Source organism: Streptomyces sp. UG1 (assembly GCF_049974585.1).
GTDB lineage: Bacteria > Actinomycetota > Actinomycetes > Streptomycetales > Streptomycetaceae > Streptomyces.
Window position 1 is genome coordinate 109,737 of record NZ_JBNGGG010000022.1, and the last position, 18,720, is coordinate 128,456.

19 protein-coding genes and 1 pseudogene are annotated in these 18,720 nt (G+C 69.8%); 1 reads left to right on the top strand and 19 read right to left on the bottom strand.

Annotated features, from left to right (window positions below; genetic code table 11):
- Positions 1–23: 23 nt before the first annotated feature.
- A complete protein-coding gene (locus tag ACP4J3_RS24470) occupies positions 24–674 on the bottom strand; it encodes a hypothetical protein (protein WP_426537877.1) in 651 nt (216 codons plus the stop codon).
- A gap of 305 nt (positions 675–979) precedes the next feature.
- On the opposite strand from ACP4J3_RS24470, the gene ACP4J3_RS24475 reads away from it, so the two are divergent.
- Positions 980–1,291 (top strand): DUF6416 domain-containing protein, encoded by a 312-nt coding sequence (locus ACP4J3_RS24475; RefSeq protein WP_426537879.1) that lies wholly within the window; start codon positions 980–982, stop codon positions 1,289–1,291.
- A gap of 58 nt (positions 1,292–1,349) precedes the next feature.
- Here the strand turns inward: ACP4J3_RS24475 and ACP4J3_RS24480 are convergent, their stop codons facing one another.
- The 18 genes and pseudogenes from ACP4J3_RS24480 to ACP4J3_RS24565 form a co-directional block, all read right to left on the bottom strand.
- A complete protein-coding gene (locus tag ACP4J3_RS24480; RefSeq protein WP_426537880.1) occupies positions 1,350–1,595 on the bottom strand; it encodes a hypothetical protein in 246 nt (81 codons plus the stop codon).
- A gap of 19 nt (positions 1,596–1,614) precedes the next feature.
- Complete coding sequence (locus tag ACP4J3_RS24485) at positions 1,615–1,878, bottom strand: hypothetical protein (RefSeq protein WP_426537882.1); 264 nt, start codon at positions 1,876–1,878, stop codon at positions 1,615–1,617.
- A 33-nt stretch (positions 1,879–1,911) separates the two neighbouring features.
- Positions 1,912–2,772: a peptidoglycan-binding protein gene (locus ACP4J3_RS24490; protein WP_426537884.1), complete on the bottom strand. Its 861-nt coding sequence runs from the start codon at positions 2,770–2,772 to the stop codon at positions 1,912–1,914.
- A 238-nt stretch (positions 2,773–3,010) separates the two neighbouring features.
- Positions 3,011–3,574, bottom strand: a complete 564-nt coding sequence (locus ACP4J3_RS24495) for a hypothetical protein (protein WP_426537886.1) — start codon at positions 3,572–3,574, stop codon at positions 3,011–3,013.
- A 91-nt stretch (positions 3,575–3,665) separates the two neighbouring features.
- Positions 3,666–3,974 carry a cold-shock protein gene (locus tag ACP4J3_RS24500; RefSeq protein WP_426537888.1) on the bottom strand — a complete coding sequence of 103 codons (309 nt, stop codon included), beginning with the start codon at positions 3,972–3,974 and terminating at the stop codon, positions 3,666–3,668.
- Between the two features lie 173 nt (positions 3,975–4,147).
- Complete coding sequence (locus ACP4J3_RS24505; RefSeq protein WP_426537890.1) at positions 4,148–4,705, bottom strand: glycoside hydrolase family 6 protein; 558 nt, start codon at positions 4,703–4,705, stop codon at positions 4,148–4,150.
- Complete coding sequence (locus ACP4J3_RS24510; RefSeq protein ID WP_426537892.1) at positions 4,702–5,472, bottom strand: carbohydrate binding domain-containing protein; 771 nt, start codon at positions 5,470–5,472, stop codon at positions 4,702–4,704. The genes ACP4J3_RS24505 and ACP4J3_RS24510 overlap by 4 nt, the downstream gene beginning before the upstream one ends.
- Positions 5,473–5,498: 26 nt before the next feature.
- Entirely contained in the window at positions 5,499–7,778 is a 2,280-nt protein-coding gene (locus ACP4J3_RS24515) for a hypothetical protein (protein ID WP_426537894.1), read from the bottom strand.
- Positions 7,779–7,783: 5 nt separating this feature from the next.
- Positions 7,784–8,875, bottom strand: coding sequence for a hypothetical protein (locus ACP4J3_RS24520; protein ID WP_426537896.1), 1,092 nt, complete (start codon positions 8,873–8,875; stop codon positions 7,784–7,786).
- A 3-nt stretch (positions 8,876–8,878) separates the two neighbouring features.
- A complete protein-coding gene (locus tag ACP4J3_RS24525) occupies positions 8,879–9,808 on the bottom strand; it encodes a hypothetical protein (protein WP_426537898.1) in 930 nt (309 codons plus the stop codon).
- A gap of 16 nt (positions 9,809–9,824) precedes the next feature.
- Entirely contained in the window at positions 9,825–10,721 is an 897-nt protein-coding gene (locus ACP4J3_RS24530) for a phage distal tail protein (protein ID WP_426537900.1), read from the bottom strand.
- Positions 10,718–15,766 (bottom strand): phage tail tape measure protein, encoded by a 5,049-nt coding sequence (locus ACP4J3_RS24535; protein WP_426537902.1) that lies wholly within the window; start codon positions 15,764–15,766, stop codon positions 10,718–10,720. The genes ACP4J3_RS24530 and ACP4J3_RS24535 overlap by 4 nt, the downstream gene beginning before the upstream one ends.
- A 9-nt stretch (positions 15,767–15,775) precedes the next feature.
- Complete coding sequence (locus ACP4J3_RS24540) at positions 15,776–15,940, bottom strand: hypothetical protein (RefSeq protein WP_426537904.1); 165 nt, start codon at positions 15,938–15,940, stop codon at positions 15,776–15,778.
- 221 nt (positions 15,941–16,161) lie between these two features.
- On the bottom strand, positions 16,162–16,695 hold the full coding sequence (locus tag ACP4J3_RS24545; protein ID WP_426537906.1) for a hypothetical protein: 534 nt from the start codon (positions 16,693–16,695) through the stop codon (positions 16,162–16,164).
- Complete coding sequence (locus tag ACP4J3_RS24550; protein ID WP_426537908.1) at positions 16,695–17,210, bottom strand: hypothetical protein; 516 nt, start codon at positions 17,208–17,210, stop codon at positions 16,695–16,697. The genes ACP4J3_RS24545 and ACP4J3_RS24550 overlap by 1 nt, the downstream gene beginning before the upstream one ends.
- A gap of 81 nt (positions 17,211–17,291) precedes the next feature.
- Positions 17,292–17,732, bottom strand: coding sequence for a hypothetical protein (locus tag ACP4J3_RS24555; RefSeq protein ID WP_426537910.1), 441 nt, complete (start codon positions 17,730–17,732; stop codon positions 17,292–17,294).
- On the bottom strand, positions 17,729–18,160 hold the full coding sequence (locus ACP4J3_RS24560; protein ID WP_426537912.1) for an HK97 gp10 family phage protein: 432 nt from the start codon (positions 18,158–18,160) through the stop codon (positions 17,729–17,731). The genes ACP4J3_RS24555 and ACP4J3_RS24560 overlap by 4 nt, the downstream gene beginning before the upstream one ends.
- Positions 18,161–18,257: 97 nt before the next feature.
- Positions 18,258–18,572, bottom strand: a pseudogene (locus ACP4J3_RS24565) (STAS domain-containing protein); the annotation flags it as partial.
- Positions 18,573–18,720: the final 148 nt, after the last annotated feature.

Sequence of the window (18,720 nt, forward strand, 5' to 3'; positions counted from 1 at the left end):
GGGCAGCGGGGCGCCCGGCCGCCCTACCGTTTCGGTCGTACGGTCAAGGTGAACCCGGAGTCCAACAGCTCTGCCGCGAACGCCGCCACGTCCTCCACGGTGTGCTTGCCCGGAGTGAAGGTGCGCGCCTCCGGAAGCGGCTGGGGCGTCGGCTTCGGCTCCGCAGGGGGCTTCCGACCGCGGGGTTTGATCTGCTCGCGCTCACCCGCCCGGATCCGGTCGATGCCCTCCTGCACGGTGACCCGTCCGCGCTGTTCGGCGTCTTTGAGGACGGTGTCCAGCAGCCACAGGGGTGAGCCGGAGATCATGGCGTCCTCGGGCGCGAAGCTCTTGCGGACCCGCCACTGGTAGACGTCCATGTACTTCTTGCCGAAGATCCAGGGGATCTCCTTCAGGCCGACGATGTCGGGCAGGTCCGCCGCAGCCTCGACCTCGTACCCACCGTCGACGTGAGCCTTGTACTCCTTCAGTCGTTCGGGAAGGAACTCCCGCGTTCCGTCCTCGGCGAGCCCGAGCGCGGTCGGCAGCAGCCAGTACGGGTTGCCTGAGATCACGGCATCCGGTTCGCCCAGCACGCCACGGGTCTTCCACAGCTGGGAGGTCTGTCGCTCCACGCCGTAGAGGAACGCGATCTCCGCGTGCCCCAGCAGGTAGGGGAACTTCTTCTTGGCCACGGTGTCTCCGGCCGCTCGTGACATAAAATGGACTTGATGCGTCAAGCATAGTTGACCCGGCGGCTTGTGCCTGCGCTTGATCCGCTGCTCGCCTCACCACAACCGTTGCGTAAGTCGATCCGTACGGGAGCCCGCCAGGGAACCCGCCGGTCCCAGCGTGCGCCTGGAGCAGGGCAATATGGGGCGCTCAAGGGCGAGGCGAGGAGACGGATGTGACGGTGTATCTGACTGAGGCTGATCCGCGCTGGGTTGAGCACTCTGGCGGAGAAGGGCACTCGGGGGACCCGGAATGGAGCCCCGGGGACTTGGAGCGCGCCGCGGTGTTCCTGGAAGAACTCGCGCCGCAGGCCCTGCAGGTGTTCGAGTACCTGCTGCGCAACCCCGGCCGGGAGATCCACTGCACGGAACTGGTGGACAAGGCCCTCGGAGGGCCGAACGGCGTCGATTCGGCACGCCGTGTGGCCGGCGTGCTGTCCGGGATGAGCAAGGCACGCAGCAACAGTGAGCGGCGCTATCCGTTCTCTTGGTGGGAGGCCCCTGAGGGCGGGGCGGGCGCAACGTACGCGGTCCGTCCCTCAGTGGCGGCGGTGTTCCTGGCTGCCCGGGTCGGGCGGTGACCGGTGACCAGGATCGAGTCGGACGCTCTGTCTCTGGGCTGTTCGTGATCCGGTGCCGTTAGCGGCTGATCGCCGACCAGATGGCTACGCCGAGTGCGGCAAGGCCGGTGAGGGTGCTGATGGTGGGCAGCGGCCACCGGGTGCGTTCGAGGGCGGTGACCCGTGCGTCGAGTTCTTCGATGGCCTTGTCGATCTGGTCGGATCGCTGGACCAGAAGGGCGAGTTGACCGTCGATGCGCGCCAGCCCGACTTCGAGGGCGCGGCGGAGTTCGGCGAGCTCCAGGGCGATCTCTCCGTCGGGCATGGCGTTGTGCTCCTTGTGATCAGTTGATGGTGGTGGAGGCCGGGTCGGTTCTGGCGGAGAGCCACGAGGCCGTGCCGGCGCGGCCGAGCAGGGAGCCGATGGCGCCCTTGACGACGGCCAAGCCGGCCGGGATCGCGGCGATGGCCGCCGACTCGAGCGCGGACAGGGTGAGGACGTCGGTCGTTTCGGAGGCGAGGAGGAGACCGAGGAACGCCTCGACGTAGGTGAGGACGGCGCGCTCGGCGATGTCGGCGAGGAGCTTGGGGGTGTGGTTGGTGGCCATGGGGATGGGGTCCTCTCGGGGTGAGCGTGCAGGTCAGGGCTTGGGGACGCGGAGCTTGGCCCAGCTCGTCGGGCCCGGGATGCCGTCGGCGTCAGCACCGGAGTAGCCGAGCTTGCGCTGCCAGGCGGCATACGAGCGTCGGTCGGCGTCGGTCCACGTGGGACCGGGGCCCTTGCTGTACTTGCTGCAGCCCTCGGCGACGAGGCGCCTGCCCATCGCGGTGATCAGGGCAGAGCGGCGGCCGGTGCGGAAGTAGGCGGCGCCGGGGTAAGGGGCGTACTCCGGCTTGCTCTCCGAGGACTTGCCGCCCAGGAGATTGGCGACCGCGGTGCGGAAGTCGTCCATCTTGATGCCCGCGGGGTCGGGCTTGCCGGGCTGCCACTCCTTGTGGGCGATGACGGAGGGAGCGGTCCAGCCGTGGGCCTGGCAGAGTGCGGCGCTGACCTTGTGCATGGCCTCCACCTGGGCCTTCGGCCACGTCTGGCCGCCGCCGGTGTTGATCGCCTCGAAGCCGTAGAAGCGGGCGTTGCCGTCGGTGTTGGCCTCGTTGTCCGGAGGCAGAAGCTTCTCGGCGATGACCGCACTGAGGACATCGTCGTCGCCGACCCCGGCGTGGTTGGCGCGGCCGTAGCCGACGAGGTGAACGGTGCCGGAGCGGTCGATGACGCCGTGGCACAGCGGGCCGGGCAGGTCGGTGTAACCGGTGCGGCAGAGTTCCACCATGGCGGCCTCGGTGGAGTACGGGCCGGTGTGGTGGATCATGACGCCGTGGACTGGGCCCCAGGCGCCCTTGTGATTGCGGTTGTGGGTGCGCCAGCTACTGTGCTCGACGACGCGGACGCCAGACTTCTTCAGGGCGGCAAGGAACTGGTCTGCGGACAGTGGCTTCGCCACGTCGGGACACTTTCTCCCCCACGCCTCCGGCGCTGCTTTCTGCGCCAGGAGCCACCTGGCGGTCCCTCAGAGTTACATCCATCTCGGAACGGGGCGGAGGGTCGCCCAGCGCGCGGAGCCTATCGCATCGTGCGAACAACGCTGTGGCCCGCGGAAGCGGGAGAGCGTAGGCGTTTTTAGCGCAGGAAGTGCGGCTCTCCGCACGGCGTATGGACGTGGTACGGAGAGCCGACGACCATCAGGAGTCGTAAGTGATATCGAGATCGCTGGAGAAGGAGGGTTCCTCAGCAGTGACGGAATCCTGCTGCGCAGCGGCGGACCTGCTGATCCCGTCGAACAACGAGTAGTTGAAGCGGAAACCGAGGTTCGCGGTTCCTGTGCGACCAGCCACCTTCACGCGGAAGGTGCAGTTTCCGTAGAGCGTGTAGTCCTTGTTACGCCGGTTGTTGGGGACCGACGAGTGCCAGAAGTAGCTGACGGCAACGTTGGCGTGCTGGTCGTGGTAGGGAAGCTGCATGTGCCCGGCCTTGCACGTCATCCTCCCCGTAGCGATGGCCTGCACCCTCGGGGATGTGCGGAACGACCATGCCATGTGGGCGGGTCGGCCGACGGTGCCGGCCATGTTCACTTGCCCGTTGAAGGTGCCGTTGGCGTCCGTCTTCTTGTAGGACGGGGCCGACATCTTGAACGTGTGCTTGGCCTGGCTGACCCCTGCGTTGGCGGGGGTGACACCGAGGGCGAGAACCGCGGCGAGAGCTGCGGAGCCAACAGCAGCAGCTCTCTTGGTGGATATGAAGGACACGAGAATCCTGTCTGTTTACGCACAGCGGAAGAGACCATGCCGCCGCTACACGCGCCTGATAGGACCAATCCGGTCGGTCACCGATGTGCGGTCAGGAATCGAAGGTGATGTCCAGGCCGGATGAAAAGCCTGGACCGTCCCCGTTTGACTGGCGGTGTGCTTCGGCCTCGGGCCAGACGCACACGGCACGCCAGTGGAATTCGTCCTGCTCGGCCTCCTCGGCCGAGAAGGTGACAGGCTGACCAACGGTCAGCTCACGGAAGCCCTCGGCCTGGATGACCGAGAAATGTGCCCACACCCTGTCCGGAAGGGCCTCGGAAGCAAGAACTCCCCAGCCCTCTTCGCTGTGCCACTCGAGAACGTGGCCAGCAAATACGTTTCCGGGCGTAGTTTCGGGCATGTCCCCCTGTCCCCTCTTGCTATCGGCATGTCGCCGTCCGGCGAGCACTGTGGTCAGCAGTGCCGGACCGAATTGATCGCGACGGTAGCAGATGCTCTCGGTCCCACCGGTGAGGGGGCCTTCCTCGTGCCGCTGTCCTGACGTGCGATTCCGCTCGCTCTCAACTGATCCGGCTACCGGCCATCGATCAGCCGCTCTGCCAGGTAGGGCGAGAAGGCCCCTGCTGGGACCGCCTCGCCGATGCCGCAAGAGCCGTCCGAGTCGCCCGGGACCTTGATCCACAGGAGGTAGTCAGCGCCGCCGACGCCGATGGAGCTGGGGACTCCGAGACGGCGGCCGACGGGGTTGCACCAGTCGACGTGCTGGCCGTCCGCGTTCATGGCGCCGTTGCCGTTGCGGGAGGTGTCGACGACGAAACCGACGCCGGGGACGTCGAGTCGGGCCAGCTCGGTGGTGATCTGGGTGGCGTAGGTGCAGCAGACGTCGACCGCGTCGAAGTTCGCGACGTTCAGTGCAAAGCCGCGTACGTGGGCTACGCCCGCGTCCCTCAGGCGGGCGGCCATCTCGGCGGGACGGATCCAGGTGGCGTTGCCGCCATCCAGGTAGACCGTGGTCGCAGGGAGGGCGCCGAGCGACTGGGCGGCGTACGCCACCAAAGCCGTGCGTTCGGCGCGGGCCGCGTCTGTGGGCAGGTTGCCGAGCTGGGCGAGCGAGTCCGGTTCGACGATCACCAGGGCCGGGTGGCTGGCGATCCCCGCTGCCGCCGCGTCGATCCAGGCGCCTCCGGGGACGTCGCGCCGCCGGAGCTCTGGCCGCCGTTGTCGCGGTTCTGGATGTTGTAGAGGGCGACGATCGGGAGCTGGCCCTGACCAGCTGCGGTCGCCACGTAGGTGTCGAGATCAGCGGTGATGTCTGTGTTCCAGTCGCCGAACCAGCGGGCTCCCGGGCGGCGGACCAGGGAGCGCTCGATCTTCTTCGCGCGCGGGTCGTCCGGGTTGGCCGCGAGCCACTTCGCGGCGTTGGAGTCAGGGTCGACGTAGAAGCCCTCGTCGGCCGTCGAGCAGGTCAGGCGGATCTCGGTGAGGTAGACGGTGACTGCCGTGGCCTGGCCGAACTGGAAGGAGATCTGCCCAGCCGCGGTGTCCAGCGTCGAGATGAAGGGGAACGTGAAGCAGGTGTCCGCGGTGCCCAGGGTCACCGTCTTGTCGATGGCCGGGGTCCAGGGGGCGGTGCCGAGCCCGACCTGTGCGCGCAGGGCAGTGCCGGGTTGGCTGGCGCGGGCGATGAAGGTCAGGGTGTAGCGGCAGCCGGAGCGCAGCAGGAGGTTGTCCTGGCCGAAGGGGGCCTCCCATAGGTTGAGCGCATCCGTGCTGGCGGCCGCTTCCAGACCGATGCCGGGTGCCGTGAGGGTGATCATCGCGGCATCGCCCGCCCACCATGCGGTGGTGCCGTCGGTGAAGCTGCCGTTGACCACGAGGTCGCCGTAGGTTCCGGCCACGGTGGTGCCTCCTCCTTGCTCACTGGCTACTTGGTGTAGGTGACCCGCAGCTTCGGCGGGTAGGTCTGGCCGGCGCCCCGGAAGATGCCGTAATACGTGCGGTTGCTGGTGTTGGGGTCGAGGGCGATGCCGCGCCACTTCGTGGAGTCGAAGACGCTGGTGATGTCGACCCACTTGCCCTGGTTGCGTGACCAGGAGATGGTCTTGGCCTCGCTGTCGGAGGAGAACTTCGCGGGCCTGCTGGTGTGGGAGTGGGCCTTGATGACGGCCTTGCCGCCGGCGGCGTAGTACCAGTGCTCGGCGTAGAGGTAGACCTCCGCCTTCTGGATGGCGGCGCCCGACAGGTCGGTGGCCAGGGCGGCGGGGAAGCCGATCAGGGCCGCTTGTCTGCCGTTGTTCGACGAGTAGTAGCCCTGCACGCACTTGTTGCCGTAGTACGCGTTGTAGCCGGAGCGTCTGGCGTACGAGCCGGACCACGATGCGGTGTAGGTGCGGGTGTAGGTGCGCACCGGGTCGGGGGCTGTGCCGCCGCCGTCGTTGTAGCCGCCGGTCTCCGGGATGTGCGTGCCGACGTCCTCGACGTAGAAGAAGCCCAGGCTGCTGCCGCCGCCGTACAGGTCGACGGTCTGTCCAACGGGCCCGTACTGGCACTTGAACGTGATCAGCAGCCGGTGGGTGCCGGTCCCGAGCCGGCGGCTGGACCGTACGTACTCCAGGCGTACGCGTTTGGAGTTGCCGATGGCCAGGTGGTGGGTGGCCAGTTGGAGCTGGGCCGAGGTGACGGTGGGCTTCTCGATTCCGCCGTCGCGGAGGCGGAGCTGGAGCTCGCCGCCTGCGACGGACGGGTTGGCGATGGCGTCGAACACGATCCGGTACATCCGGTCCGGCTCCGCTTCGAAGGCCAGCTCCACGAAGCCGAGTTCGGAGGTGCCGGCGGTGTGCCTGGCGGCCTGGTAGTCGACCGCGACCAGACCGCGGGCTCGGTCTTCCAGGAGTGTGGTGACCGGGTCGCCGCCCACCGTCAGTTCACCTGCGACTGCGAGGTCCGCAAAGCCCGCGTTGCCCGCCGTATCGATGGTCGCGACCGCCTGTCCGCGGCTGCGCAGGGTCAGGTACTGCGGCGCGCCGGTGACCAGGGCCACGGCGGTGTCGCCGTTCTCGTCGAACAGGCGCAGTCCGTCCGGGCCCAGTTCGGCGCGGGCCCCGCCGACGACCCTCCCGAAGAGGGTGTGCGCCTCGGCGTTGTCGAAGACCGCCCAGCCGGTGGTGGCGGCGGACGCCTCCAGGGCGAGGACGGCCTGGGTTGTGCCCTGTGGTGCGGCGACCTGGCCGGTGATGCGCTGCCACATGCCCGGGACCGGGGCGGTCGTCTCCACCACGCCGTAGCCGAGCACCGTGCCGGCGGCGTTCTCCCACCGGGCGAGGATTTTCACGCCGCTGGCGTCCAGGTCTTCGGAGGTGAGCAGGTCGACCGCCAGGTGTAGCTGGGAGCCGGCCAGTACGGGGACGGTGGCCAGGGGCAGCGTGTAGTAGGTGGGGGTGTCGGCCAGGCAATCCACGCGGACGCCGATGCCGGTGCGGTTGCCGCGGGCCAGCGACCACGGGGCGCCCGCTGCGGCGATCGCGGCGGCGATGACGGCGCCCTCGAAGCCGGGATCAGGGATGAGGTTGGTCCCCTGGCCTACGGCGATCTGGTCCGGGGTGACCGCGCCGACCGCCAGGTGCGGGGTGGCGATGGCGCCCACCGCGATGTGGCCCTGCTGGATGACGCCGTTCCCGACGTCTGCGGCAGCGGCGCGGCGGGCAGTGGTCTGGACGGCCGTCGAGGGGAGGCTGGGCGTGCCGGAGGTGTTGACCGCGACCAGGCGCACCCAGAGGGCGCCGTAATGGTTGGTGGCGATGGTGATCGAGGCGCCGGACGCCGCCTCGATGGTGGCCGCGGGCCACCGCACGTCCGGCTCGGCGTCCGCCGACGTCAGCAGGTGTACCTGGACGCGGGACAGGTCCAGCGGAGCGGCGTCCGTGTCAGCGAACGCGCCGTCCCACGTGATGCGCAGGCCGCCCAGGACTGGTTCCGCCTGAGGTGCGGACGGGATCGGCGGTCGCGGCCCGTTGACCGCGGTCACGCCGCTGGTGCCGTCCGGCTGCTGCCCGATGACGGCGCGCAGGGAGCCGCCGGCGTCGTAGACCTCGACCGCGCCGTCCTCGATGGAGGAGTACGCGAGCTGGGACGTGCGGGTCTGCTGGGCCAGGCGGCGTTCCAGGGCTGCGATCCGGGCCGCGAGCTTCGCCAGGTCGTTGGCCATGGCGGTCAGCTCCCGTACGCGAAGCGGTCGGCGCGCGCGAGGGTGAGGGTGACGCGCTCGGGGTCCTGGCCCTGGGGCGGGCGCAGCGTCCAGGCGGTGATGCGGCACCAGCCGTCGTAGTCGGACCACTGGTCGTGGAGCGATACGCGTACGTCGTCGCCGATCTGCCAGCTACCGATCGGGGCGGCTGGGTGGTCGCGGACCTGGATTTCGGTGACCTCGCCGAGGATCTGCCGGGCGGTGCGTTCGGTGCGGGCCCGGGCGGCGAGCCGGTCGTTGCCCTTCTCCGCAGGAACCTCGAGGACGTGTTCCAGGCGGAGGCGGCCGTTGCGGACGGCGTCGACGGCCCGACGGCGACCGCGGCCCTCGCCGGCACCGAGGGCGATGACGACCTGGGCGTACTCGTCGGCGTCGTAGGTCACGGGGACGGTGGTGGCGACGTTGATGCCGGAGGTGAAGGAGATGTCGGTGCGGCGGGTGCCCAGGCGGGGCCAGCCCAGCCGGATCCGGCCGCCGGGTCTGCCGGTGGCGGTCCAAGCGGTGGTCTCGGTCCACTCGGGTCCGCCGTCGATCTGCGTCATGTCGTCGACGACCTCACCGAGGACCGGGGCTTCCCACCAGTCGGTGCTGTACGGCTCGGCCGGGGTGCCGACCTTGGCGGTGCTGGTGGTGGCCTCCACGGTGACGCCGAGGTCGCCGTCCGGCTGGGACTGCGCGTAAGCCCACGCGTGGCGGACGACTGTGCAGGGGTCGGCGTTGACGTACGGTCCACGGCCGCCCAGGTTGCCGTGGACGTCGTGGCGGCGGTGCAGGTAGCTGCCCCAGCCCGCGGCCTCGATCGGGTAGGCCGCGCCTTCCGGCTCGGCGCGCCAGATGATGCCGCCCCACAGCAGCGTGCCGTCCCGCTCTGCCGTGAGGAGCGTGTTGCCGGGGTCGAGCTGGGCGGGCAGCAGGTGCGCGAAGCGGGGCTCCAGTCGGCCGGAGAAGTCGCCGGCCGCGTTCCGTGCCAGCCCGAACTCGACCTGAGACAGCGGCAAGTCGGTGGCGAGGAGCTCCCCGGTCAGGGCGTGCCAGCTGCGGTAGCGGTACGCGGGCACGGCTCACACCACGCCCTCGGTGAACTCGACGTCCGCGATCAGGGAAGTCGCCGCATCGACGCCGAGGTTGCCCCATTCGATCTTCTTGGGCTGGGTGCGGATGTGCAGGTCCTGCGTGGTTCCCCGAAGGGCCGAAGAGAGGTTGATCGTGTCCGCGAGGACGACGGTGCTGCGGCGGATGCCGTTGCCCTGGTCGTCGTCGATGGACGTGGTCTGCCCGTAGTCGGTGCCCAGGACCGTCTGCATCCAGGCGAACACGTCGGACTCCGAGAACCGCAGTCCGGCGAGGGTCACGACCAGTTTGGCGGAGGTGGCCCAGCGGGGGATCGGCACCTTCCATCGGGCCTGGGCCGGCCAGTTGTACCACCGGTTGTCCTGTGCGACGAGTCTGCTCAGCGAGGTGGGGTAGGCGGTGTACAGCTTGCGGTCGCGGCGGGGGTTCGCGATCCGCCGCACGTCTTTGATCATCGAGTCGGTGATGACCGCGGTGTTCGCCGGGATGTCGAGGCGGGCGAGGGGGATGGCGGTCAGGCCGGACGGCACGGTCGTCGTCGTGGTCGACACGTTACTGACCACGTGGAAGTAGCCGATCTCGTCGGTCTCCGGGTCGCGGGTGCCCTCGTACTCGGGGTCCTCGACGCGCAGGCACACCAGGTCCGAGCGCGCAGTCGCGCCGGTCGGGGCGACGGGTACGGTGGCGTTGCCGACGTTGTACTGGGTGTAGGAGCCCTGCCCCCAGGCGGCGCCACGGATGACGGCCGAGCCGTCCACGACCCGTACGCCGGCGCCGGGCGTGGACATCTGGCGCACCTTCAGATCGTCGCCTTCGGTGATGCCCTGGGAGCCGCGTGCCAGGTCGCGGACCATCATGCGGAAGGCGCGGGCGGCGTGGGTGCCGCCGTGGGTGAGCAGCGGCGGATTGATCAGCGTCACGGACGACTCCTCCGGGTCACAGGGCGGCGTAGGCCGCGCGCCAGGTCACGGTCAGGCGGGTGGTGTTGGTGTAGCTGCGGGCGGTCCACCAGATCTCGCTGGTGCCGGGCGGGATGGTGAAGGCGTGCAAGCGGGAGGCCGCGGACAGAGTGGGAGCGAGGTTGCCGGTGCCGTCCTTGAGGACCCAGCGGGTGCCGGGGCGGGTCTCGATGTCGATGTGCTCGCCGGTCTTCAGAGCCACGGCCATCTCGATCACCCGGCCCGACTCCACGTGCCGGATACGCGGGTTGGTACACGGGCCGGTGATCCGCAGCGACGGCCAGGCCGGAAGATCGCCGTCGTTGCGCACCCAGCCGCGGCGCTCGTCGGGGATCGCCACACCGGTCGTCAGCGGCGCGACCAGCGGGGCGCGGAAGCCACCGAGTCCGTCGGCGGACAGCGCCAGCGTCAGCGCGGAGGCGTCGTCGGCGTGGAAGCGCGGGTCGAGGGCGGCGAACTCCAGGTCGAGAGGGATCCAGCCGTGCACGGTCTTCGCGGTGCTGGTGGCCTCCAAGCGGCGCAGCCGCCCGTACAGGCGGCGTGTGGCGCGGCCTGGCCAGCGCAGGCGCAGTACGGTCTGCGCGCCGGCGTCCGTCCGTACGGATGGATCGTCGGCGGCCCGGTGGAGTCGTGCGAGCGCGTTGAGGGCCGCGGCCGGGTTCCCTGTGGTGCGGATGCCCGCCTCGATACGGATCGTGCGCGCGCCGTAGAGGTCGACGCCGGGGAACGCGCCGTCCCCGGCCGGGTTATCCACATCCTGTGTACGAAGTGTGGGGATTCCGAGACCTTCAACTTCACTCACCGGCACGTCGGTTCTCGGGCCGAGGAGGACTCCGGCGATCTCGATCTGCCAGTCGGCGAGTTCGTCCGTCACAGCCGTCCTCCCCTCTGGGCGTTGCGCAGGCGGCGCATCACTTCGGCGCCGATCTGCTGCGGAGAGGCCGGAGTTGAGGTGACGGTCACGGGCATGGTGCCGATCAGGGGCTGCTGCTCTCGTACGACGACGACCTGGACCGATCCGGCGGGGCGTGCGTCGACCGTCCGCACCGATGCGAAAGACTGCTCAGCAGAAGCCAGTTGGAGGCCGAAGCGCTGCGCGACGTCGGCGAGCACAGCCGTGGCCGCCGTGCGCTTGGCCGGGGCGAGCGGGATGAACGCCTCCCCGCCCGTGCTCGCCTCCGCGAACTTGATAAGCGCAGTGGGAGAGGAGTAGATGCCGGGCTCCCAAATACCGCCGCTCGCGTACGCCAGACCCTTGTTGGCCTTGGCAAGGTCGGCGAGGAACCGGTCTGCGCGCGAGCCGAGCGCTGACCTGATGCGGGACTTGCTGAGGTCGCCGACCTCAATGATCCGGTCCTCCTCCAGGCCGGTGGTGTCGGCGACCTTGTGGATGCCAGTGGTCTTCGACCTGATCGCCGTGATGATGCTGAGCAGGTCGGAGAGGTCCTCGGCCGCGAGGGTCTTGAGGGCTGCCTTGGCCGCGTTGTTGGCCGTCTTCGCCTTCCTCTTGTCCTTCACCGCGGCGGCGGCAAGCTGTTCGGAGTCCTCGTCGCCCTGCTCGGCGAGCATCGCCGCCAGGTCGCCGTAGCCGAGGGCGGCCAGCTTCGCCAGGTTCCTCTCGAACGCCGACTGGTCCTTGACCGCCGCGGTGAGCTGCTTGGTGAAGTCGGTCAGGGACGCCTTCGCGGTGCCGGCGAGCTTCTCCAGTTGCTTGGCCATGTCGCGGACGTACTTCGTCGTCCCGCTGGCCATCTTCCGGGTCAGCTCCACGCCGTCCTCGCCCATGGCCTCCAGCGCGTCGGCCACGTCCTGTCCGGCCCGGCGGGCCACGGTGGCCAGGTCCTTGCGCCAACGGGCGGCTCGGGACGCGGACTTGCGTAGGTTCTTCTCGAACAGCCGCAGGTCAAAGACCTCGACCTCCTTGCCCCTCCGCTTCACGGTGCGCATGGAGCGCGAACGGATCGCGGAGCCGGACGCCAGCTCGGGCCCGGACTCCACCTCGTAGGACCAGCCCGACAGGCCGCCGGAGGCGTACCACTCGATGGGGCCGCCGCCCAGACGCCGCACGGTCTCCTCCGCGATGCGCCGGGAGCGGGCGCGCTTGGCAGGCGCGAGCGGGATGTACGCCTCGCCGCCCGTCTCCGGCTCGGCCCAGATCCGCCACGAGCCAGCCGAGGCGATCTGCGCGACGTGGTTCTCGCGCCGTACGCCGCCGCCTGCGAAGTAGTCGACGACCGCGCCTTCGGCCCTGGCCTGGATGGCATCGGGTACGCCGTTGCCGTCCCGGTCCCAGGCCGTCGCTTTGAGGTAGACCCCGACTCCGACGCTGGTGCCGCTGATGTTGTTGATCGCGCTCTGGATGATGCCGACCGAGGTGAGGGGCGGCTGCACGGGCACGGTGACCTCGGCCTTGCCATCCGGGAGGGTGCGGATCGTGAAGCCGAGGTCTTCGAGTGCCGTGCGTGCGGCCCCTGTCGGAACGCTGATCGTGACGGTCTTCGCATTCGGGGTGGCGCGCAACTTGTCCTGCATCGCCTGCAGGGAGGTAAGAGCGCCCTTGGTCGCGGCGCCGACCTTGACGTCCTTGCGGCCAGGGACTGTGCCGAGTTCGTCGATCAGCGTCTTCAGGTCGCCACGCGCGTCCTTCGTCGGCGCCGTGATCTTGATCTCGCGGGTGCCGGGCACCGTCTTCACGGTGAAGCCGAGGTCCTTCAGCTTCTTCTGGGCGTCCTCGCTGAGCGAGTCCACCCGGATCGTCGTCGCCTTCGGCAGCCGGTCGAACTCGGCCTGTACGGCGAGGAGATCGGCCAGCGTGGAGTCCATGCCCTCGGTCTCCAGCAGCAGCGAGACCTTCGACGGCATCAGGCCGAGACTGCCGGCCACCGCCTCGGCCTGCTTGCTGGTGAGCCCGTAGCCCAGGGCTGCCTTGACAGCGGCCTCGCGCGCCTTCTCCATCTGGGCGCGAGCGGCGGCCAGCGACTCGGGCAACGACTGGCCGTTCTGCTGGGCCAGGGCGTAGGCGGAGACGGAGGCGTCGGCGGCCGCGTCGCTGAGGGAGGTGAGGGACTGGTAGAGCTGCTGGCCGTTGCGGGTGGTGGTGTTCAGGGTGCCGTTGTTGTTCAGCAGCACCTTGCCGAAGCCGTCGGCCTTGTCGATGCCGTCCGCGAGGGCCTCGTTGACGTCGAGGATGGCGCTGTTGACGCGGGCCTCGGCGGCCTGGAGGGAGATACTGCCGCCGGAGAGTAGATCGAGGGCGTCCTTCAGAGCGCGGGTGCGGGTGTCGGCGTCCGCTGTCCTGTCCGCGAGCCGGCCGACCGCGTCCTTGAGCCGGTCGTACGCGCTCGCCCCGCCCTTGGTGTCGCTGCTGGCCTCGGCAAGGCGCTCGGCATTCCTGACCGATTCGGTCATCTCGCCCTTGACCGAGCCGAGCGCGTCGGCCGCCTGCTTGGCCCGCAGACCGGTCTCGGTATACGCCTTCGAGGCGCCGCCCTGCGTCGCGACCCATCTGGTGTGCGCCTCGGCGGTGGCGTTCAGCTCCGCTTGGAGGTCATCCAGCGACCGTCCCTGACCGAGGTAGACGTCGGTGAGCTCGGCCATGGAGACTCCGGCGCGCTCCATGACGGCGACGAGCTTCTCCTTGCCGTCGCTCACCTTGGTGTCCAGCAGCGTCTGTGCGGCCGCCCGGCGCACGTTGTCGTCGATGACGCCGCCCGACTCACGCAGCGCGTCCGTCAGCGCGCTCACCCGTTGCTCGTGCTCGGCTGCCGCGCGGGCGGCCTTCTGTTGCTGGGCGGCGAGGAGCCCGAGGACGGCCGTGGCGCCGACCAAGGCCGCACCCCATGGTCCGCCCATGAACGCCACCAGGCCCCGACCTGCACTCAGGAGACCGGACCCGGCTGCTCGGGCCACGCCGTTGAGCGTGCCGGCGAAGCCGGCCGTGGGTCCCTGGGCGCTGCGGAACGCCGCCGCCATCCGACCCACCACCGGAATCCGCGACTCCACCACGGCGAACGCCGCCCCGTACCGTGACAGCGATATCCCGGCCCGCGCGGCCAGGTGCTGCTGCAGCTGCATCTGCGCGCCGAAGCCCCGCCATGCGCCAGTCAGCCGACCGCTGACGGTCGAGGCGAGCCTGCCCAGCACCGGGGCCAGGCGCCGGGCGAGGAACATCGCGGCGATCGCCGTTTGCACCGGTCCGGGCAGCGCACCGAACGCGCGCACCAACGTCCCAACCACCTCACCGACCGGGACGAGGACGGTGGACAGCCCGGCGACTGCGGCCATGGCCAGGTCAGCGGTCGTGACGAGGAGTTCGAGGCTGGTGGCGGCCCCGCCGGACTCATCGCCCAGCAGGCCGAGCGCCGAAGCCACCGGCGCGGCGCCCTCCGCGGCGTTGCCGAGCACCTCGCCCAGCGTGCGAGCCGCATTGATGAGGAGGTTCAGACCGGCGGCCAGGCCCTGCTCGCCGAGGGCCTGCAGCGGGCCGAGGAGCCGCTCAGCCTCGTCGATCAGCTCGCCGAGGCCGCTGCGCGCGCTGTCCCTGAGTTCCGGGCCGTACAAGGTGGCCAGGTCGCGCCCGTACTCGATCGCCGTGACGAGATACGGCGTCGCACCGGACAGCCCGCGCGTCATCAGCCGGGCCACGTACTCCAGCCCCGGCGCCATCGCGTCGTACAACGCCAGCCCGGTCTGCCGCGTCTGCTTCCTCAGCAGCGTCATCGCACCCGCGAGTCCCTGCCCCCGCGCGGCGGTGATCTGCGCGGCCGCCCCGGTCTCCCGTACAGCGAGGTTGAGCGCGTCGAAGGACTCGGTGCCTTGGTGGGCCAGCGCGATGGCGCCCGACATGGCGGGCTTGCCCATCGACCTCTTCACCGCGGAGGTGAAGTCCTGTTGGGACATCTCGTGCTGGGCACGGGACAGTTCCTCGATGACGTACCGCAGGCCGCGGAAGTTGCCCTGCGCGTCCCACGCCTCAATGCCGAGTTCCTGAAGCCCGTCGCGCATCTGTTTGGTGGGCGCGGCGAGGTTGGCCATCATGCCGCGCAGCGCGGTGCCGGCGGTCTGACCGAGGATGCCGGCTTTGCCGAGCATGCCGACCGCGCTGGCCGCGTCCTCCATGCTCACGCCGAGGCCGGCGGCGACCGGACCGGCGTATCGCATCGCGTAGTAGATGTCGATGATGCCGCCGGAGGCGTTGTTCGCGGTGGCGGCCAGGATGTCGGAGGCGCGGGCGGCCTGGTCGGCTCCGAGGCCGAACTGGTCCATGATGTCGCCGAGGTAGCGGGCCGAGTCGGCGGCGTTCACCCCGGCCGCGGCGGCGAGCTGGAGGGAGGCGCGGGTGGCGGTGATGGCCTGGTCGGTGCGGAAGCCCGCCTTCGCCAGCTCCACCATCGCCTCGGCGGCATCCGCTGCGGTGGTCGTGGGCAGGGTGAGGTCGTTGCCGAGTTGGTTGGCCATCCAGGCGGCGCGCTGCATCTGCCCGGCCGTGGCGCCGGTCACCGCCTGGAAGACGTTCATCTGGCGTTGGTAGCGGTTGCCCTCCTCCACGAGCTGACCGGTGCCGAGGACGAGCGCGCCACCGGAAAGCAGCTTGGTGACGGCGCCGGCCTGGCGGCCGACGCCCCTGAGGGAGCGTTCGAGCGTGCCCGCGTCGTTGCCCGCGAGGCGCAGTCCACGGCCGGTCTGCCTGCCGTGCGCGCTGAGGGTGACGAGGTAGCGGCCGGTTGTACGGGCCTGCGTGCCGAGGGTGCCGAACTGCCGCGCGGTGCGTCGGCCGGAGGCGTCCAGTGTCGCGAGGCGCCGGTCGAGGTCGCGTGTGCGCAGCCCCAGGGCACGGGCGGCGTCAGCGGCCGAACGCAGGCCGGAGATGAGGTCGTGGGCCTGAGCGGTGAGCTGGACGGAGAGGTTGTACGTGGCCATGCCGACGGCTCACCGCCCATCCGCACGGCGTGCGCCACGGTTGCCGTCGGCGCTGCGGTGGAGTGCCTCGTACGCCTGCCGAGGCAGCAGCGCGACCTTGACCCCGTACCCGGCCCGCCCCTCGGGCACCAGGTCCCGCTCCTGGGCGATCAGCTCGCAGCCCGGGCAGCGCACGGTGTCCGTGACGTACGCGTGCCGGTGCCCGCCCTTGGCCGGATCCCACTCGTCGAGGCGCGTACGGCAGTCCGGGCACAGGGTGCGCTGCCGTTGCTGCCAAGCCAGGGCCTTGGTCCGGTCCAGGTCACTCCAGCGGCCGTCCCCGCCGAGGAACTGCGAGTGCGGGATGCCGTACTGCGCGCACAGCTCCAGCTCGGCCCGCAGCCGCGGGTCGGCCGTCAGCCTTTTCCCAGGTCGGCCCGGTCAGCGCGGGCCTCCTGCTGCACCTCCCAGGCTGCCTCCCACAGGGCGTTCGCGTCCGGCGCTGACCACGCGTCCCGGAGTTCGCGGGCCTCGGCCTCGGTCATGCCGTCGGCGGACGAGGCGGCGATGAGAGCGGCCGGGAAGGTGTCGGGGTTGAATGCCGCGCCGTCGGCGGCCTGCTCGTCGGTCGGGGGATGCGCGTGGAGGAGCTCCTCGATGACCGGCCGCGGCAGAGCACGGAAGGTGAGGTAGACCGACGCCGCCTGCAGGGCCTCGGCCGCAGCCTCGTACCGCCTGGACGCCTCCACGGCCCGCTCGGCGAAGACGCCGTTGTCCGTGTCGCTCTCGGCCAGGATTCGCGCGCGGTCGGCGGCCCGCTTGGCCTCGTCGTACTCTGCCCGCAGCGCTGCGTCGTCGCAGATCTGCAGAACGCGCTCTGGCAGCGAGCGGCGGCGCAGCCGCTCCATCTTCTTCTCCCAGGTCGTCTCCTGGGACTTCGGGGCGGCCATCACGCGGCACTCTTACTGGTGGTCGTTCCGGACGCAGCCGCCGGCACGGGGGCGTCGAGCATCGGCGGGGATGTGATGGTGAAGACGCCCTGGAACTTCGCGGCCTCGTTGCCCGCGCTGTACTGCGCCGTGCGGGACGCGACCTGCACGGGGAACGTGTCCATCGACTTCGAGCCGGGGATGTCGCCCTTGCGCAGGAACACCACGTACCCGGTCGCGCCCTTCGGGAGCAGCGTCTCCATGTCGTCCTTGAACTGGTCCTCGTAGAAGGTGAGCGAGGAGTTGTCGGCTTTGTCGTTGCCGGGGATGGACGCGGTGAACGTCGTCGCCATGTCCGGCGTCTCGATCGCCTCGTTCGTCAGCGACCAGCCCTCGACGTCGCTGATCGCCTCGGTCAGGTCGGTGGCGTTCGGGGCCGAGATCTCCGTACGGGTCGGGATCAGGTTGTCGGCGGCGATGTCCTTCAGCCAGAAGATCTTGGTGATGCCGCGCCGCATGAAGCGCTGTTGAGTCACGGGCCACTCCCACACACAAGAGGGGTTGCGCCGGGCTCGACGGCCGGGCGTCCGCGTGGCTCCGCGGTGAGAGGAAGTCGTTCAGGCGGCGGGTGTCACGGTGATCGTGAACCGCTGCACGTAGGTAACGATACTGCCCTGCGAGCCGTCAACCGGCTCTCCGTCGGCGTCGTGCGTCAACTCCCGGTCGATGACGCGCAGTCCGGGGACCGTGATGTCCGTACGCCAGCCGCTCGTCGTGCGGTCGAAGAGCGCGGCGCGGACCCTGTCGCCGAGCCACTGCACCTGGTCGGCTCGTTCGCCGACGCTGGTGGTCTGGTACGTCCAGGTTGCGTCCGCGTGCCAGTCGGCGAAGGGCGGTCCGGAGAACTCGCCGGGGAGGCTGTCGAGGATCAGGTACGGGAACGCTGCGGGCTTGCCGTCGGACGCTCGCGGCAGGACGGTAAGTCCGCAGAGCCGCCCGGTGCCGGCGGTGAGCACGTCGACGAGGGCCCGCGTGAGCGGCAGCCGAGGCGGGCTCATCGGGGGAGCACCCCCTTACGCAGGGCCTCCAGGTATCCGGGCTCGGTCTGGCGGTAGGCGGGTTCGATGTGCGGGTAGGGCGGCTGGCGGTACTGACGGCCCAACCGGTCGACGCCGACGAAGCCGTACTCCAGTCGGCGCGACTGCGGAGCGTCTGTGAACACCACGGCGCTCACCCGGCCTCCGGCCGTGGTGACCTTGACCTCCCAGGACGCCCGGTACTGCCCGGTGATGACGTTCGGCCCCGGGCGCCCGGAGGCGTTCTTCTGGATGCGGACGCGGAGCAGCATGGCGTGATGACGGGTGATGGTCCGCGTACGGGCTCGGACAGCCGGACCCAGCCGGGTGAGGGCCGCGGCCAGTTCGACGGGATCCCGGAAGGAGGCCGCTTCGGGATGGGCGTTGGGGTGCGGGTTGAGGCTTGGCATGGCCGAGCCTATGGCCCGCTCACTCCAGTCCGTTCTTTCGGCACCATGTCTCGATGTCGTGGCCCCCGGCCTCGAGGATCTGCCGCCAGTGGGCGTCAGCGGTGATGGCTTCCAGGACCGTCGGGTGAATGTCGAAGACCTTGTCCAACCCGGTGATGCGGAAGATCCGGATGATTCGATCGGAGCTGATGACGAGGCGGAGCGACCCCTCCTGCGTCCGCACCCGCTTCTTAGCCCCTACGAGGGCCCCCAAGCCGGTCGAGTCCAGGAACTCCACCTCACGCATGTCGATGATGAGGTGCAGGACGCCCCTGTTGAGGAGCTCGATCACTTCCTCACGCATCTTTGGTGCGGTGTATACGTCGATCTCGCCACCGACGCGCAGAACGGCAGCGCCGCCTCCCGCGTCCATGGACTCCAAGTGAAAGTTCTGCACTTCAACCTCCGATGCTGCAGGCTGACCCGGCGGCCGTATCGACGACTTGTCATGGATCGTCCTGTCGATCACAGGTCGTCTGTCATTGCATAAGTTGACAATGAAACTCTTGCAATGACAGTAA

Bases quoted from the DNA above. Each gene is read 5' to 3' on its own strand.
- ACP4J3_RS24480 (WP_426537880.1), bottom strand. From the start codon at position 1,595: ATGCCCGACGGAGAGATCGCCCTGGAGCTCGCCGAACTCCGCCGCGCC.
- ACP4J3_RS24485 (WP_426537882.1), bottom strand. From the start codon at position 1,878: ATGGCCACCAACCACACCCCCAAGCTCCTCGCCGACATCGCCGAGCGC.
- ACP4J3_RS24500 (WP_426537888.1), bottom strand. From the start codon at position 3,974: ATGCCCGAAACTACGCCCGGAAACGTATTTGCTGGCCACGTTCTCGAG.
- ACP4J3_RS24515 (WP_426537894.1), bottom strand. From the start codon at position 7,778: ATGGCCAACGACCTGGCGAAGCTCGCGGCCCGGATCGCAGCCCTGGAA.
- ACP4J3_RS24535 (WP_426537902.1), bottom strand. From the start codon at position 15,766: ATGGCCACGTACAACCTCTCCGTCCAGCTCACCGCTCAGGCCCACGAC.
- ACP4J3_RS24545 (WP_426537906.1), bottom strand. From the start codon at position 16,695: ATGGCCGCCCCGAAGTCCCAGGAGACGACCTGGGAGAAGAAGATGGAG.
- ACP4J3_RS24555 (WP_426537910.1), bottom strand. From the start codon at position 17,732: ATGAGCCCGCCTCGGCTGCCGCTCACGCGGGCCCTCGTCGACGTGCTC.
- ACP4J3_RS24560 (WP_426537912.1), bottom strand. From the start codon at position 18,160: ATGCCAAGCCTCAACCCGCACCCCAACGCCCATCCCGAAGCGGCCTCC.